Genomic DNA, 14,548 nt, shown 5'->3' with positions numbered 1-14,548 from the left:
GGTGGACTAGTACACTTGGCGGGAGGCCCGGATAGGGCACATGAAAAAGGGAGGATCATGTCGGCACAGGCGCAGCATCCGGGGCCGCCGTATCGGGCGATCGCCGCGCAGCTTCGGACCCGGATCGAAAGTGGTGAACTCCGGCCCGGAGACCGAGTGCCCTCCGTAAGGCAGATCGCCCGGCGGTGGGGGGTCGCGGTCGCGACCGCGACCAAGGTGACAGCGTTGCTGCGCGCGGAGGGCCTGGTCGAGGCGAGAGTCGGTTCGGGCACCGTGGTCAGCGCATCCGGGGCGTCCGTGGCCGGTCCGGTGATCACCCGGGCGCCGCGGCGGCCGGTGCCCGCCCGGGGGGAGCCGCATCGTGAGCGTCTACTGCGCACGGCCATCGCGATCGCCGATGCCGAGGGGCTCGAGGCGGTCTCGATGCGACGGCTGGCGGCCGAGCTCGGCGTCGGCCCGATGTCGCTGTACCGCTGTGTTGCGAACAAAGACGAATTACTGACCCAGATGGCCGACGCGGCATTCGGGGAACTCGACCTTCCGGAGCCCGGTGCGCTCGGCTGGCGCGCCGACCTCGAACAGATCGCCCGCCTGCAATGGCAGTTGTGCAGACGGCATCTCTGGCTGCCCCGGGTGGTCTCGTTCACCCGCCCCCTGCTCGCACTCAACACGATGGCGCAGACCGAATGGATCCTCCGTGCCCTCGATGGGTCAGGGCTGTCCGCGCAGGTCCGGATGCGCGAAGCCCTCACGCTGCATTCGCTCGTCCTCACCGCGGCGCTGTCGATGGCGGAGGAGGCCGAGGCCGAGCAGAACACGGGTGTCACGCTCGACGGCTGGCGGGCGGCAGCGCGTACCCGCGCCCACGAGCTGCTGGGCACCGGCCGGTTTCCCCTGCTCGCGGCGGCTCCGGAGGAGACGACCGCTGATCTGGACGGACTTTTCGAGTACGGCCTCGCGCGGCACCTGGACGGATTGGCCGTACTGCTCGCCAACCCGGCCGGCGGGGTCGTGGCGGGTTAGACTTCCACTGCACGGTTTTCCAGCTCCGAGGGTCGTTGGTCAGCAAGGGGAGTCCGGGCGGATGGATCGCCGGAACACCGGGATCAGCCGGCGCAGCGTATTGTGTGCGGCCGGCGCCGGGATCGCACTCACCGTATTCGCCCAGCCGATACAGGCGGGGCCGATCACCCGAACCGTGTCCGCCGGCCCCCGAACGGCCGGGCAACGGGCGGATCTGGCCGAGCGGGCGATCGTGGCGCGGCACGTGCGCACCCTGTGGGGACTGCCGCGTACGCGGCTGGGCGCGCTCACCTGGCCGGCTTCGTTACCGGAACGCTCGCTCGTCCGGTGGCACTACTGGTGGCAAGCTCACCTGCTCGACTGTGCAGTGGATGCCGCGTATCGTGCCCGCACCCCCGAACGCGTCGACCGGGTCGCTTCCCTCGCGCGCGGTATCCGCGCCCGCAATATCACCGGCTGGACCAACGGATACTACGACGATATGGCGTGGCTGGCGCTGGCGCTGGAACGGGCCGACCGGCTGCTCGGTATCCGGTTCGGCGACGCGGTCGGGGAACTGCGGGCTGCCCTGATCGAGGGCTGGAATCCGGTCGTCGGTGCGTTGCCGTGGCGCTTCGGTGCCGACTACTACAACGCCCCCACGAACGGTCCGGCCGGTATCGCGCTGGTGCGTCTGGGCTCGCCGGCCCACGCCGGCCGACTCGCCGACTTCCTGCACACCCGGTTGCGCGACACCCGCAGCGGCCTGATCTTCGACGGTGTCCACGACCCCGGTGGACCTGTGGACCGGACCGTGCACACCTACTGCCAGGGCGTGGCCATCGGCCTGGAGACCGAGCTGGCCGTCCGCACCGGCGAGGCCCGGCATCGCCGCCGGGTGGCGGCGCTGGTCGCCGCGGCCGAGGCCGGGCTCACGGACGCCGGGGTGATCGTCGCGGCCGCCGAGGCCGATACCGGCCTGTTCATGGGGATTCTCGCCCGATATCTCGCGATGGCCGCACTGTCCCTGGGCGACACCACCGCCGCGGCCATCGTGCACGCGTCCGCACGGGCGGCCTGGGGTCATCGGGCGGAGGCGGACGGGTTGCCACTGTTCGGCGCGGACTGGACCCGCGCGGTGACGGTGCCCGAGCCGCCGGGGGCGTTTCGCCGGCTCACGGACTTCCCCCCTGCTTCGGCGGCGAATCTGAGCCGCGATCTCTCGGTACAGCTGAGCGGGTGGATGCTGTTCGAAGCCGATTACCGGCTCACCGCCGCGGGATATTGACCTGCCGGTGCGGCCGGCTGTCGCGCCGCGCGTCATGCCCACCCGCACCCGGTCCTACCACTGAGATCCGGTCCGGCCCCGGAGACCAGCGGCTCCGGAAACGGTCGCCGAGTAGGTGCCGGGGGTGGCGTGGGTCGTCCCGCCGGATCGGTGCCGCTCCGGGTGTACAGCCCTCAGGGGGCGCCGAGGCCTCCCGGCGAGAGCTCGCAGCCACAGGATTCGCCGACATCGAGGGAGACCTCCATCGGGTCGGATCCCTCGATGTCACGATCACCGTTCGGTGGGTCGAGCAGGCGGGCGAGCGCACGACGGGTGATGAGGTCGACCGGCTGGCGCACCGAGGTGAGCGTGATCTGCCCGAAGTGGTCGGCGGTCGCGCCGTCGAATCCGACGACCCGTACATCCTCCGGTATGCGCAGTCCGGCGTCGGTGACCGCGCGCATCGCGGCGGCGGATTGGGCGCTGGTTCCGACCACCATGCCCTGCGGGGGCTCCGGGCATCCGCGCAGGTAGGTGCCGACCGCGGTGTACGCGCTGCCGGCCGTCAGGTCGGTGCGGACGACATCGCCGCGACCGCCGGAAGCGGCGGCGAAGCCCTGGAATCGCTGCGCGACGGTTTCGCGGTCACCGTGGCGCACCTCCCCGGCGGTGAAACCGCCCACGAACACGAGCTTCTCGCATCGGTGTACGTCGACGAGATGGCCGGCGGCGAGCCGGCCTGCGCCGACGTGGTCGCCGCCGACAACCGGTACCTCGGTATCGCCGCGGCTGTTGTGCACCCAGACCACGGGAACCCGCGCTCGCCCGCAGATCTCGCCGGTTCCGGGGGCGTCGACCGCGCCGACGACGACGAGGCCGTCGATCCCGACATCTGTGAAGGCCGCGGCGAATTCGAGTTCGCGTTCCGGGTCGAAACCGGTATTGCCCATCATCGTGAGATGGTCGCGCGCCCGCGCCTCGATCTCGATCCGCCCGGCGAACGCGCCGTACAGCGGCATCGTCATATCCGGGACCAGTAGTCCGATCTGCCGCCATCGCCGCGGCCGGCGCAGTGCCCGGGCAAAGCGATCGGGCCGGTAGTCGAGTTCGTCCGCGGCGGCGAGGACTCGGGCCCGGAGCCGGTCGGAGACCGGGCGGGGTCCGTCGTTCATGACATAGCTGACCACCGCGGTGGAGGTACCGGCGCGCTTGGCGACATCGGTGAGAGTAGGGCGTTTTGGGCTCACGATCGGTCCAGTCTCATTGTCGCGCACGGTCGTGCCGGAGGGTTTCGTTCACTCGGATTCTTACACTGTGCCCGCCTGCGCCGCCCTCCTACGCTAAACGATTAGAACGGTTACCAGCACGACCCTCGGGCGTAATGAGCGATAGGTGAACTGGACGACATGGCATACACACGACCGGCGGGCGTGACCTACTGCGACCCCGAGAACGTCCGTGACGGTTATGTTCTCTTCACCGGCGCCGATTCGGTCACCCGGCTCATCGACCTCAACGGCACCGTCGTGCACGACTGGCCCTTCGCCGGTGTGCCGCCGCGCCTGCTCGACCCCGCACTCACCGGCGGCCGGCTCGGCGATGTGGGAGTCCAGCTCTCCGACAGCGGTGACGCCCGCGGCGGGATCTACGCCAACGGCACCGTCGGCCAGCTCGACTGGTCCGGAGACCGCCTCTGGGAATGGGGAACCCAGGCCCCCGGGGGTGCGGCTCGGCAGAACCACGACTGGGAGTTGCTGCCGAACGGAAACCGGCTGCTGCTGGTCACCGTGCCGCGGGTGGTGCCCGATCTCGGTGACTCGACCGTCGGCGACCAGGGTCTGTTCGAGGTGGACGAACGCGGCGAAATCGTCTGGCAGTGGCTGGCCGGTGATCACCTGCACGAGTTCGGGTTCTCCGAGCGCGGTTGGAAAGCTCTGCGCGAGACGGCGGCCCGGGACCCCGAGGACCCATGGGGCTACCTCGAGATGAACAGCGCGAAATCGCTGGGTCCCAATCGGTGGCACGACGCCGACCCGGGCACGGTCTTCCATCCGGACAACGTCCTGGTCAGCTTCCGCAAGGCCAATATCGTCGCGCTGATCGACAAGGCCTCCGGCGCCGTGGTCTGGAAGCTCGGCCCCTATTTCGGCGAAACCCCCGGTGCCCAGCACCAGCGGATCAACGCCCACAAGGTGCCGCGGCCGCTGGATCAGATCTCGGGCCAGCACAATCCACACATGATCGCCGCGGGTCTACCCGGTGCCGGCAATATCCTGATCTTCGACAACCAGGGCGGTGCGGGGTACCCACCGGCCGCGATCGGCATCTACGCGGGTTCTCGGGTCCTCGAGGTCGATCCGCGGACCGAGCAGATCGTCTGGCAGTACACGGCCGAGGATTCCGGCCTGCCGTCGTGGACGTTCTTCAGCTCGTTCGTCAGCAACGCACAGCGGTTGCCGGGCGGAAATACGCTCGTCACCGAGGGTATGCAGGGGCGGCTGTTCCAGGTGACCCCGGACGGTGAGGTGGTGTGGGAGTACCACAGCCCGTACGAGGGTTACGGTGTCGCGGGCGAACCCGAGGTGAAAACGCCACGGGTCCCCGGCGTCGACCGGCTCACCCGCACCCCGCTGGTCTACCGGGCGCAGTGGGTGCCCGTCGAATGGGTTCCGGCCGGTACACCGCACATATCGGCCCGCGCCGTCGGCGCGCCCGGCCGGGGAAGCGCGCAGATATGACCACCCGGTCGATCCCGGCGGCCGCCGGCAACGCGGCGCCGGCCGCCCCGGCGGGCCGTGCCGGGGGCGTGTCAAGAGTTCCCCTGTGGCTCAACCGGTTCGGAGCGCTGGGCTGGGCGGTCGTCGGGCTCGGGGTGGCCGCGATCGTGTGGAGTCTGGTCGTGGCCAGCGGCGAGTTTCCGCGCGAACTCTTTCCCGGCGTCCCCGAGATCCTGGCCGCCGCCCGGACACTGTGGACCGACGGGTTGCTGGCCGCGGATATCGCCGCCAGTCTGCGGCGGGCGTTCGCCGGATTCTTCCTCGGCGCGGCGGCCGGGATCGTGGCCGCGGTGCTCACCGCGACCACGGCGGTGGGCCGTAACCTGCTGCAACCGGTGCTGCGGTTGCTGTCGCCGATTCCGACCATCGGTCTGGTTCCGTTGGCGATTCTCTGGTTCGGTCTGGGAGAGAGCAGTAAGACGCTGGTCATCGCGCTCGGCGTCTTCGTACCGGTTTGGATCAACAGCCATGCGGGACTGGCGAGTACACCCGTGGACTATCTGCGGGCCGCACGCTGCCTGGGAGCCGGCCGGGGACAGATCCTGACCAGGATCGTACTTCCCGAAGCGGCACCCGATATCGCCTCCGGGCTACGGGTGGGTGCGGCCATGGCGTTCGTTCTCATCGTCGTGGCCGAGATGACCGGTACCACCGCGGGTATCGGTTACCGCATCTATCAGGCGCAGCTGTTCTCCCAAGCGGACCGGCTCATCGCCTGCCTGATCATCCTGGGAATCATCGGAGCCGTATGTGATCTCGCGATCGCCGCGGTCACCGCGCCGGTGACGCGCTGGGCCGCCGAGGAGCACTGATATGACGATCGAGACCCACGACCTGGTCGTGCACTTTCCCGGTCAACCGGCGCCCACGCTGGACCGGGTGGCTTTGACGATCCCGGACGGCTCCTTCTCCGTCCTCGTCGGCGCCTCGGGCAGCGGGAAATCCACTCTGCTGCACTGTCTGGCCGGGCTGATCGCCCCCACGGCGGGCACGGTCACCGACAACGGCGAAATCGTTGCCGCGCCGGGGCCGCGCCGGGGCATGGCTTTTCAGCGCGATGTCCTCTTCCCGTGGATGAGCGTGGCCGACAATATCGAATTCGCGCTGCGGGCCGGCGCGGTGGATGTCCGCCGCCGCCGCGCCCGCATTCCCGAACTTCTCGATCTCGTCGAACTCGCGCCCGAGGTGGGCCGGCGCCGGCCCAATGAACTCTCCGGCGGAATGCGGCAGCGGGTCAGTATCGCCCGGATGCTCGCGGGCGAGCCGGCCGTGATGCTGATGGACGAGCCGTTCGCCGCGCTGGACGCACTCACCCGGCTGAAAATGCAGGATCTCGTCATCGATCTGTGGACCCGCCTGCACCGCACCGTCGTCTTCGTCACCCACGACATCGATGAGGCGATCCGGCTGGCCGACACGGTCAGCGTGCTGCGCGACGGCCGCATCGTCGAACAGCTCACCAATCCGCTCACCCGGCCGCGTCCCGCCGACACGCTCGCCGAACAACGCGGATACAGCGAAATCCGCAGAGCACTCCACCACGAACTGGGCATCGACCACGATGCCCGGTCGGTCCGTCACTGAAAGAGAAAGCCGCATCATCGTGAAGATCCGTCTCGGGCGCCTGCTGGCCGCCACCCTCACGGCTGTCGCACTGTCGCTGTCCGTCGTCGCCTGCGGCGACTCCGGTGGCGATGCCGATACCCTCACCGTCGGTTTCGTCGTCGATCCGTCCTGGGCGCAGATCCCCGTCGCCGTGGACGGCGGCTACTTCGACAAGCACGGCGTGAAGGTTCAGGTCGTGAATTTCCCGTCCGGTATCGAGGCGCTGCAGGCCGTCTCCGCCGGCCAGGTCGATATCGCCACCGCCGCCGATGTGCCGACCTCGGCCGTACTGACGCGCTCCCCGTCGTTGCGCGTGGTCGGCGACGGCGCGCGCTGGGAGGGGTCACGGATAGTCGCGCGCCGGAGTGCGAGTATCCAGCGCGTCGAGGACCTGGCGGGCAAGTCGATCGGTACCCCGCTCGGTACGAGCGCCGCCTACTTCGCGGCCGATACGCTGGCACAGCACGCGGTGGCGGCGAATCTGGTGCAGGTCTCCCCGTCGGCGACGGTCACCGCCGCCACCCAGCGCAATGTCGATGCCGTATCGATCTTCCAGCCGTATCAGGCGCAGGTCGTCGAGGCCCTGGGCGCCGACGCCGTCGAACTCGCCGGCGGCGGCTACAGCCAGCACAGTCTCTACCTCGCCACCCAGGCGGCGATCGCGGCGAAGAGCCCCGCCATCACCTCCTTCTTCGCCGCACTCGACGACGCGGGCGCCGAACTCGAGCAGATCTCCGATACCGCCGTCGCCGCCGTAGCCACCGCGACCCAGCTCGATCCCACCCTGCTGGGGGACGTCCTGTCGCAATTCGACTTCACGCTGCGACTGGATCCAGATCTCGCCGGGAAGCTCACCGAACTCGGTACCTGGGCCGGGACCCAGGGGTCGATCGCCGCCGGAACACAGCTCCCCGATTACGCGGGGCTCCTGGACGATCAATTCCTGCCGCAGGCGCAGTAGCCGCGGAGCGGCCCGCGCGGACGAGGGGCGGGCCGGCGGAACTCTCACTGCGGAAAGAGTGTCAGCGCCCGTGACATCACCTCGCGGGCGACGTCATCGGTGGCCGAGGTGACCTCGACCACCGGCACGCGCGACACGTAAGCGGTACTGCCGGAGGGTAATTCGGGTCCGACAACCGTCGCATAGATCGGGATGCTGCTGTCGTAGAGCGAGGTGGAGCGGAAGACGGCGCGGTCGTCGATCTTCTCCTCGCTGCTGCGGGTTCGTACCTGATCGGGGACGCGGTAGTCGTACACCACCGTGACGGTTTCGTCCCGGTACCGGAACAGGCATTGGGTCAACCGGCGCTCGTCGGTATCGGCGGTGCCGGTCAGTTTCGCGCGCACCGCGCACGGGTCGGCGCCGAGCAGCACCGTGGGCGCGGTATCGGGTGAGGTGCCCTGGGGTGGTGACTGCCGCCAGCGGTCGATCATACCGGGCAGCAAACTATCGGCGACCACGCACGAATCACGGTCGGGCGCCGAGACGCTGAGGTAGAACGCGGCGCCTGCCGGGAAGCGTCCGGTGGCGCCGCAGGCACGGGGATCGTCGTCACGGCCGGGGACGACCAGGGTGCTCACGTCACCCAGTTGTTCGCTGCGGCCGCGGTGGGGGGTGAGTGTGGGCAGCAGGGTCGAATGCCACGTGAGAGTGGCGGCCCTGCCCGTGGCACCGAGGGCGGCCCGGCACGAGTACAGGCCGACGGTAACGCTTTGGATATCGCCGAGGCCCAGGTCATCGAGGGTGTCGCGGGGGATCAGCGCGCAGACGTCGATCTGCCGGGTCGCCTCGGCGACGGCCGCATACTGCTGCGGGGTGGCGGGGGATTGCGACCAGAACTGCGGCGGTGGGGTCGGAGGCGCCGGAGCTCCTGCGCCTCCGGTTTGTAGACCGGTCTCGTCATCGCAGCCCAGCCCGGTGAGCAATACGGCTGCGACGAGCGCGAGCGTGCGATGGATCAAAACCCCTGACCTCCCTGTGCGCGCTGAGCCGGACCGTTGTCCGGGCCCAAGTCTGCGCGACCCGGCAATCACCGCGCAATCACCTCGATCCCTTCGGCCGGTCGCCGGCACCGGCGCGCCCGACCAGCATGGTCCGCGGGCCGTGACAGCAGCCGCGCGTGGAGTCAGCGCGGTGGACGCGGCCGGACATTGCGGGCGGTGCCCCGATGGGCCGGCACGGTGGCCGGGTCTTCCGGCCACGCATGTTTGGGGTAGCGGCCGCGCAGATCGGCGCGAACCCCGCGCCAGCCGGTCCGCCAGAACGAGGTGAGATCCGCGGTCACCGCGACCGGGCGTTGGGCGGGGGAGAGCAGATGCAGCACGATGGGGACCCGACCGTCGGCCAGGCGGGGTGTGTCCGTCCAGCCGAAGACCTCCTGCACCTTGACCGCGAGAATCGGTGGGTCGGCCGAGTAGTCGAGACGGGGGTGGCTGCCGGAAGGGACCTCAATCCGCTCGGGAGCCAATTCGTCCAAACGGGCGGCTTCCGGCCAGGGCAGCAGGCGACGTAGTGCCTGGCCGGCGTCGATACGTTCGAGGTCGGCGCGGCGGCGTGCGGCGGCGAGTTCGGGGCCGAGCCACGTATCCGTGTCGGCGAGCAGGGACTCGTCGTCGACCGGCGGCCAGGGGGCACCGAGTGTGCGGTGCAGGAAGTCGAGGCGCTGACGTAGGGCGAGGGCCTCGGAATTCCAGGACAGGATACCGAGTCCGGACGAGTTCAGCCCGCGCCGTATCGCCGCGCCGAGCAATCGGTGATCCGGGTCGGGAACCGTGGTGGCCGACAGGATGACCGCGCCCAGTCGTTCGATGCGCCGCGCGACCACCTCGCCGTCGATCCAATCGATTTCCTCGACGGTGGTCAGCAGGTTCGATGCGGCTCGGCGGGCCAGCTGTTCATCGGCGGCCGCGGCCAGCCGTACGACCCCCTCGGCGCGACCGGGATCGCGTGTGGCGACGCCGATCGCCAACCACTCCGTATCGCCTGTTCCGGCGCCGGGCGGCAGCGTCACCGCGGTACCGCCTGCCATGAGATAGCTGCTCGAACCCGCTGCGCGTCGTCGGGCCAGCCGCTCCGGATGGGCCAGCGCGACGATGAGAGCCGGATCGTCGTCCCCCTCCGGCCCCTCGACCGATCGGGCCAGCCGCTCCACCTCTCGCCGCCAGCGCTCCGGCCGCTCACGACGTAGCACCCGCAGACCGGCCGTGAGATCGACACCGGACAGGTGAGTGTCGTCGTCGAGGACGGTGACGACCTCCGCGGCCGCCCGCGGACCGACCACGGCGGCGCCGTCGAGCAATGCCCGCGCCAGCCGGGGATGCAGTCCGATCCGGGCCATGCGCCGCCCGCGGTCGGTCACCGCACCGTCTGGGCCGACCGCCCCCAAAGCGCGCAATACCTCCCGGCCGGCTGCCAATCCACCGGGCGGCGGAGCATCCCACCAGCTCAGACCCCGGCCGTCGCTCGTGCCCCAGCAGGCCAGCTCCAGCGCCAAACGCGTCAGATCCGCTGTCCGGATCTCCGGCTCCGGATAGGCCGGCAGTGTGCCGTGCTCGTATTCGGGCCAGCAGCGCCATACGCGCCCGGGCGCCTCACGCCCGGCCCGCCCGGCTCGTTGCTCTGCCACCGCCGCCGAGACCCGCACGGTGGCCAGGCCGGACAGGCCCCGGGCCCGGTCGATGCGTGGTACCCGGGCCAGTCCCGAATCGACCACCGCCCGCACTCCGGGCACTGTCAAACTCGACTCCGCCACCGCGGTGGACAACACCACCCGCCGCCGGGGCCCGAGTTGTAGCGCCGTGTCCTGCGCCCTCGCCGAGAGTCTGCCGTGCAACGGAACGACGTCGATGTCGTCCAGTCCGTCGAGAAGAGCTGTTGTCCGGCGTATTTCGGCCGCGCCGGGCAGGAAGACCAGTACGTCGCCCGCGGTCGCGGCGAGCGCGGCGCGGGTGGCGCGTGCGACATGTGCTTCGATCCGTTCCCGTGGTGACGACGGAAGATATGTCGTGTCCACCGGATGAGTTCGGGCCTGGACCTGTACGACCGGCGCCGGGTGGTCTCCGTCCAAAAGTGTCGAAAGACGTTCGGCGGCAACAGTTGCCGAGGTCGCGAGCACCCGCAGATCCGGTCTCAATCCGGCCCGGGCGTCCAGTAGCAACGCCAGCAGCAGGTCCGCGTCGAGATGCCGTTCATGGCATTCGTCGAGCACGACGACTTCGACCCCCGTCAACTCGGGATCGTCCTGTAACCGGCGTACCAGCAATCCGGACGTGACGACCTCGATCCGGGTGTGCCGCCCCACTCGCCGATCCCCGCGGACCGAGTAGCCGACGGTGCCACCCACCTGCTCGCCCAGCAGCGCGGCCATCCGCCCGGCCGCGGCCCGAGCCGCCAACCGTCGCGGCTCGGCCACGACCACCCGTCCGGCAGCGCGCTGTGCAAGCGCCAAGGGCACCAGTGTCGTCTTCCCGGTTCCCGGCGGCGCGACCAGCACGGCGGTCCCGCGTCCGGTCAACGTCTCGACAACATGATCGAGAACGTCCCGAATCGGTAGGTCGGGGAGCACGGGCAGTTCCATTACCGGTCAGTCTGCGGCATCGGCTCGGGTCCGCGATATCCACCACCGGATCGCATGGGAAACCGCTGTTCCCGGGGTTGCGCCGCCGGCAAACATCTGATCGGCGACCCGTTCGCCGACGGCCTCGGCGCCGCCTTCACCTAGTCCTCGCGCAGCCGGCCGCCGGCCAGGTGCCAGCGCCGGGTCGCCCGCACCGAATCCAGCATCCGCCGGTCGTGGGTCACCAGCAGGAGCGTGCCGGTGAAAGAGTCGACGGCCTGCTCGAGCTGTTCGATGGCGGGCAGGTCGAGATGGTTGGTCGGCTCGTCCAGGACGAGCAGGTTCACGCCGCGGGCCTGGAGCAGCGCCAGCGCGGCCCGGGTGCGCTCGCCGGGTGACAGGGTGTCGCAGGCGCGGTTGACGTGTGGCCCGCGCAGACCGAACTTGGCGAGCAGGGTGCGTACCTCGGCATCCGGCCGGTCGGGTATGGCCGCGCCGAAGGTGGCGGCAAGAGTGGCGCCCCCGCGGAACAGACCGCGTGCCTGGTCGACCTCGCCGACGAGCACCCCGGAACCCAACGCCGCCGTGCCCGTGTCGGGAGCGAGCTTGCCGAGCAACAGTGCGAGCAGGGTGGACTTACCGGAACCGTTCGCGCCGGATACGACGATGCGGTCGGCCCAGTCGATCCGGGTGGTCACCGGCCCGAGGGTGAACTCACCGCGCGTCACGGTGGCATCACCGGCTGCCGCCACGACGGTACCGCTACGCGGCGCGGCCGCGATCGTCATCCGCAGCTCCCACTCCTTGCGCGGTTCCTCCACCACGTCGAGACGTTCGATACGCCGCTGCGTCTGGCGAGCCTTGGCGGCTTGTTTCTCGGTGGATTCGGCGCGGGTCTTGCGGCCGGCCTTGTCGGAGTCGTTCTTGCTCTTGCGGCGTGCGTTGCGCACACCGTGTTCCAGCCAGTTGCGTTGCATCTGCGCCCGGGCCTCCAGTCCGGCTCGGGTGGCCGCGTATTCGTCATAGGCCTCGCGGGCGTGCCGGCGCGCGATCTCGCGCTCGGCCAGGTAGGCGTCGTAGCCACCGTCGTAGTAGCCGATCTGCTGCTGGGCGAGATCGAGTTCGAGCACGCTGTTCACGGTACGGGTCAGGAACTCCCGGTCGTGACTGATGATCATGAGTGGGGTCCGCACCCCGTTGACGAAGCGTTCGAGGCGTTCGAGACCGTCGAGATCGAGATCGTTGGTGGGTTCGTCGAGCAGCAGGATATCGAAGCGCGACAGCAGTACCGAGGCGAGACCGGCGCGGGCGGCCTGCCCGCCGGACAGACCGGTCATCGGGGTGGCCAGGCCGCCCGCGAGATTGCCGGTGAGCCCGAGGTCGGCGGCGACCTCCGCGGCGCGCTGATCCAGGTCGGCCCCGCCGAGCGCGAGCCAGCGCTCGAGGGCGGGAGAGTAGTCGTCGGCACCACCCTCGCCGAGGCGTTCGGCGGCTGCGTCCATGAGCCGCTGGGCATGCGCGACGCCGGTGCGGCGAGCGAGGAAACCGAGCACGGTCTCACCGTCGAGGCGCTCGGGTTCCTGGGCCAGGTAACCGACGGTGGCATCCGGCGGGCTCAGGGTGATCGTGCCCTCGGCCGGAGCACCTTGGGCGAGCATGCGCAACAGCGTCGATTTGCCCGCGCCGTTGACGCCGACCAGGCCGACCACATCCCCGGGTGCGAGAGTGAAATCGAGGTCGGCGAACAGGGTGCGTTCGGCGTGTCCGGCCGACAGGCCGCTCGCCTGCAGAGTTGCGCTCACCGGGCATATTCTGCCTTTCCTCTCCGGGCGCCCACCGTCGCGGTAGCGGGCCGGCCGCGAACGCACCGACGACGACGTGGACACCGTCGGTGGCGCCGGGGGCGGCAACCCGAGATCGGGTCGGTACCCGCCGGGCCCTCCGGCCGGGCCGTGGGCCTCTGTCCGGCGAGTACGCTGGTCGGCACGGTGCTCCGCTGACAAAAGGAGTGCGTGACCATGGAGTGGCTACTGATCGCGGTGGCGGCGGTGCTGGTGGCGTCGATCCTGGTGTGGCGGTCCCGGCAGAACAATATGCGCGCGGCGACCGAATTGGCCGACGCGCTCGCCGAAGCCCGCCGGATGAACGAGCGTCTCGGCGGCCAGGTCTACCATCTGTCCGGCAGCAACCCGGCCGCGCAGCAAGCGCTCGCCGACGCGGCGGAGCGCCACACCGCGGCGGGCGCACAGGTCGACCAGGCCAGAACCCCGGTTCAGGCCCGGCTGGCGCAACAGACCGCGGTCGAGGGGCTCTACTACATCCGGGCTGCCCGGATCGCCATGGAGATGGACCCCGGCCCCGCCGTACCCGAGTTGGCGGGGCAGGCCACCGCGGGTGAGGTCAGCGAAGAGCGGGTGATCGACTTCGACAATCGCCGGATCGCCGCGTCGCCGCGTCCGTCGGCCGGCACGCCGAACTACTTTCCGGGTGGGCGCGTCGCGGGTCGCCCCGTCCCGGCCGGCTGGTATTCCGAGCCCTGGTGGAAACCGGCCATGGTCGCCGGTGCCTGGGGAGTGGGCTCGGCGCTGTTGTTCACCTCACTGTTCTCCGGGATGGCCGGTGTGGGTTACGGCGCCGCGGGGTTCGAACAGGGCTACGGTGAGGGCTACGCAGACGGGCTCGGCGCCGGAGAACAGGATTACGGCGGGCCCGGCGGTGACGACTGGGGCGGCGACGGGGGCGATTGGGGTGGTTTCGACGGCGGCGGCTTCGACGGTGGCGGTTTCGATTTCTGACCCGAAACAAAGGACACATTCTGGCCGCTGACCCTGCGAAAGTTGCTGTCGGAGCCACCGACCCGAACCAGGAGCACCCGTGTCCCTCGCCACCACCCATCTGTGCGGCCCGCCGCTGTCCGCCATGCCGGAAATCGGCACCCGACAGAAAAACACCATGAGGAGAACCGGTACGGATCTCCGCCCGCTCGATGTGCCGTACGCGCCGCCCGCCGTCGAACTCCCGGCGTGGCAAAGGCGTCCGGCAGCCGAGCGGGCGGTGGCCTGACCCTATGACCGTGCTGTCCGTCCGCGCGCTCAACCGGGCCACTCTCGCCCGGCAGTTGCTGCTCGACCGTGCCGATCTGCCGGTGTCCGATGCTGTCGCACATCTGTGTGGATTGCAGGCTCAGGAACCGCAGGAACCTTTCGTCGGGCTGTGGTCACGGCTGCATGCCTTCGACCCGGCGATACTCGACGCACTGCTCACGACACGGCGGGTGGTGCGTACCCACCTCATGCGCCGCACGGTCCATCTGGTCACCGCCGCCGACGCGCTGGCGTGGC

Annotated in this window: 13 protein-coding genes; 9 read left to right on the top strand and 4 right to left on the bottom strand. The window is 70.0% G+C overall.

What is annotated here, in order from left to right:
- Positions 1-57: 57 nt before the first annotated feature.
- A complete protein-coding gene (locus NS4_RS07065) occupies positions 58-1,023 on the top strand; it encodes a TetR/AcrR family transcriptional regulator C-terminal domain-containing protein (RefSeq protein WP_063058697.1) in 966 nt (321 codons plus the stop codon).
- A gap of 61 nt (positions 1,024-1,084) precedes the next feature.
- Complete coding sequence (locus NS4_RS07060; RefSeq protein ID WP_084486962.1) at positions 1,085-2,290, top strand: glycoside hydrolase family 76 protein; 1,206 nt, start codon at positions 1,085-1,087, stop codon at positions 2,288-2,290.
- A gap of 173 nt (positions 2,291-2,463) precedes the next feature.
- Here NS4_RS07060 and NS4_RS07055 read toward each other — a convergent pair whose 3' ends face one another.
- On the bottom strand, positions 2,464-3,516 hold the full coding sequence (locus NS4_RS07055) for a LacI family DNA-binding transcriptional regulator (protein ID WP_245665146.1): 1,053 nt from the start codon (positions 3,514-3,516) through the stop codon (positions 2,464-2,466).
- 159 nt (positions 3,517-3,675) lie between these two features.
- Here NS4_RS07055 and NS4_RS07050 point away from each other — a divergent pair, with 159 nt between their 5' ends.
- The 4 genes from NS4_RS07050 to NS4_RS07035 are packed head-to-tail and all read left to right on the top strand — an operon-like array spanning position 3,676 to position 7,612.
- Positions 3,676-5,007 carry an aryl-sulfate sulfotransferase gene (locus tag NS4_RS07050; protein ID WP_063058695.1) on the top strand — a complete coding sequence of 444 codons (1,332 nt, stop codon included), beginning with the start codon at positions 3,676-3,678 and terminating at the stop codon, positions 5,005-5,007.
- Positions 5,004-5,858, top strand: a complete 855-nt coding sequence (locus NS4_RS07045; protein ID WP_084486977.1) for an ABC transporter permease — start codon at positions 5,004-5,006, stop codon at positions 5,856-5,858. The genes NS4_RS07050 and NS4_RS07045 overlap by 4 nt, the downstream gene beginning before the upstream one ends.
- A 1-nt stretch (position 5,859) precedes the next feature.
- Positions 5,860-6,630: an ABC transporter ATP-binding protein gene (locus NS4_RS07040; RefSeq protein WP_063058694.1), complete on the top strand. Its 771-nt coding sequence runs from the start codon at positions 5,860-5,862 to the stop codon at positions 6,628-6,630.
- A gap of 19 nt (positions 6,631-6,649) precedes the next feature.
- Positions 6,650-7,612: an ABC transporter substrate-binding protein gene (locus NS4_RS07035; protein WP_063058693.1), complete on the top strand. Its 963-nt coding sequence runs from the start codon at positions 6,650-6,652 to the stop codon at positions 7,610-7,612.
- Between the two features lie 44 nt (positions 7,613-7,656).
- Here the strand turns inward: NS4_RS07035 and NS4_RS07030 are convergent, their stop codons facing one another.
- The 3 genes from NS4_RS07030 to NS4_RS07020 form a co-directional block, all read right to left on the bottom strand.
- The gene (locus tag NS4_RS07030; protein WP_063058692.1) at positions 7,657-8,613 is read right to left on the bottom strand and encodes a hypothetical protein; all 957 of its coding nucleotides are present in this window, start codon (positions 8,611-8,613) and stop codon (positions 7,657-7,659) included.
- 164 nt (positions 8,614-8,777) lie between these two features.
- The gene (hrpB, locus tag NS4_RS07025) at positions 8,778-11,228 is read right to left on the bottom strand and encodes an ATP-dependent helicase HrpB (protein WP_063058691.1); all 2,451 of its coding nucleotides are present in this window, start codon (positions 11,226-11,228) and stop codon (positions 8,778-8,780) included.
- Positions 11,229-11,368: 140 nt separating this feature from the next.
- Positions 11,369-13,009, bottom strand: a complete 1,641-nt coding sequence (locus NS4_RS07020; protein ID WP_063058690.1) for an ABC-F family ATP-binding cassette domain-containing protein — start codon at positions 13,007-13,009, stop codon at positions 11,369-11,371.
- Between the two features lie 216 nt (positions 13,010-13,225).
- On the opposite strand from NS4_RS07020, the gene NS4_RS07015 reads away from it, so the two are divergent.
- The 3 genes from NS4_RS07015 to NS4_RS07005 form a co-directional block, all read left to right on the top strand.
- On the top strand, positions 13,226-14,002 hold the full coding sequence (locus tag NS4_RS07015; protein ID WP_063058689.1) for a hypothetical protein: 777 nt from the start codon (positions 13,226-13,228) through the stop codon (positions 14,000-14,002).
- A gap of 79 nt (positions 14,003-14,081) precedes the next feature.
- The gene (locus tag NS4_RS07010) at positions 14,082-14,270 is read left to right on the top strand and encodes a hypothetical protein (RefSeq protein ID WP_063058688.1); all 189 of its coding nucleotides are present in this window, start codon (positions 14,082-14,084) and stop codon (positions 14,268-14,270) included.
- Between the two features lie 4 nt (positions 14,271-14,274).
- Positions 14,275-14,548, top strand: a 274-nt coding sequence (locus NS4_RS07005; RefSeq protein ID WP_174552072.1) for a DNA glycosylase AlkZ-like family protein, incomplete at its 3' end; no start/stop codon positions are given.

Source organism: Nocardia sienata NBRC 100364 (assembly GCF_001613205.1).
GTDB classification, from domain to species: domain Bacteria; phylum Actinomycetota; class Actinomycetes; order Mycobacteriales; family Mycobacteriaceae; genus Nocardia; species Nocardia sienata.
The sequence above is the reverse complement of the archived record's forward strand: the minus strand, read 5'-3'. Positions and strand labels throughout refer to the sequence as shown.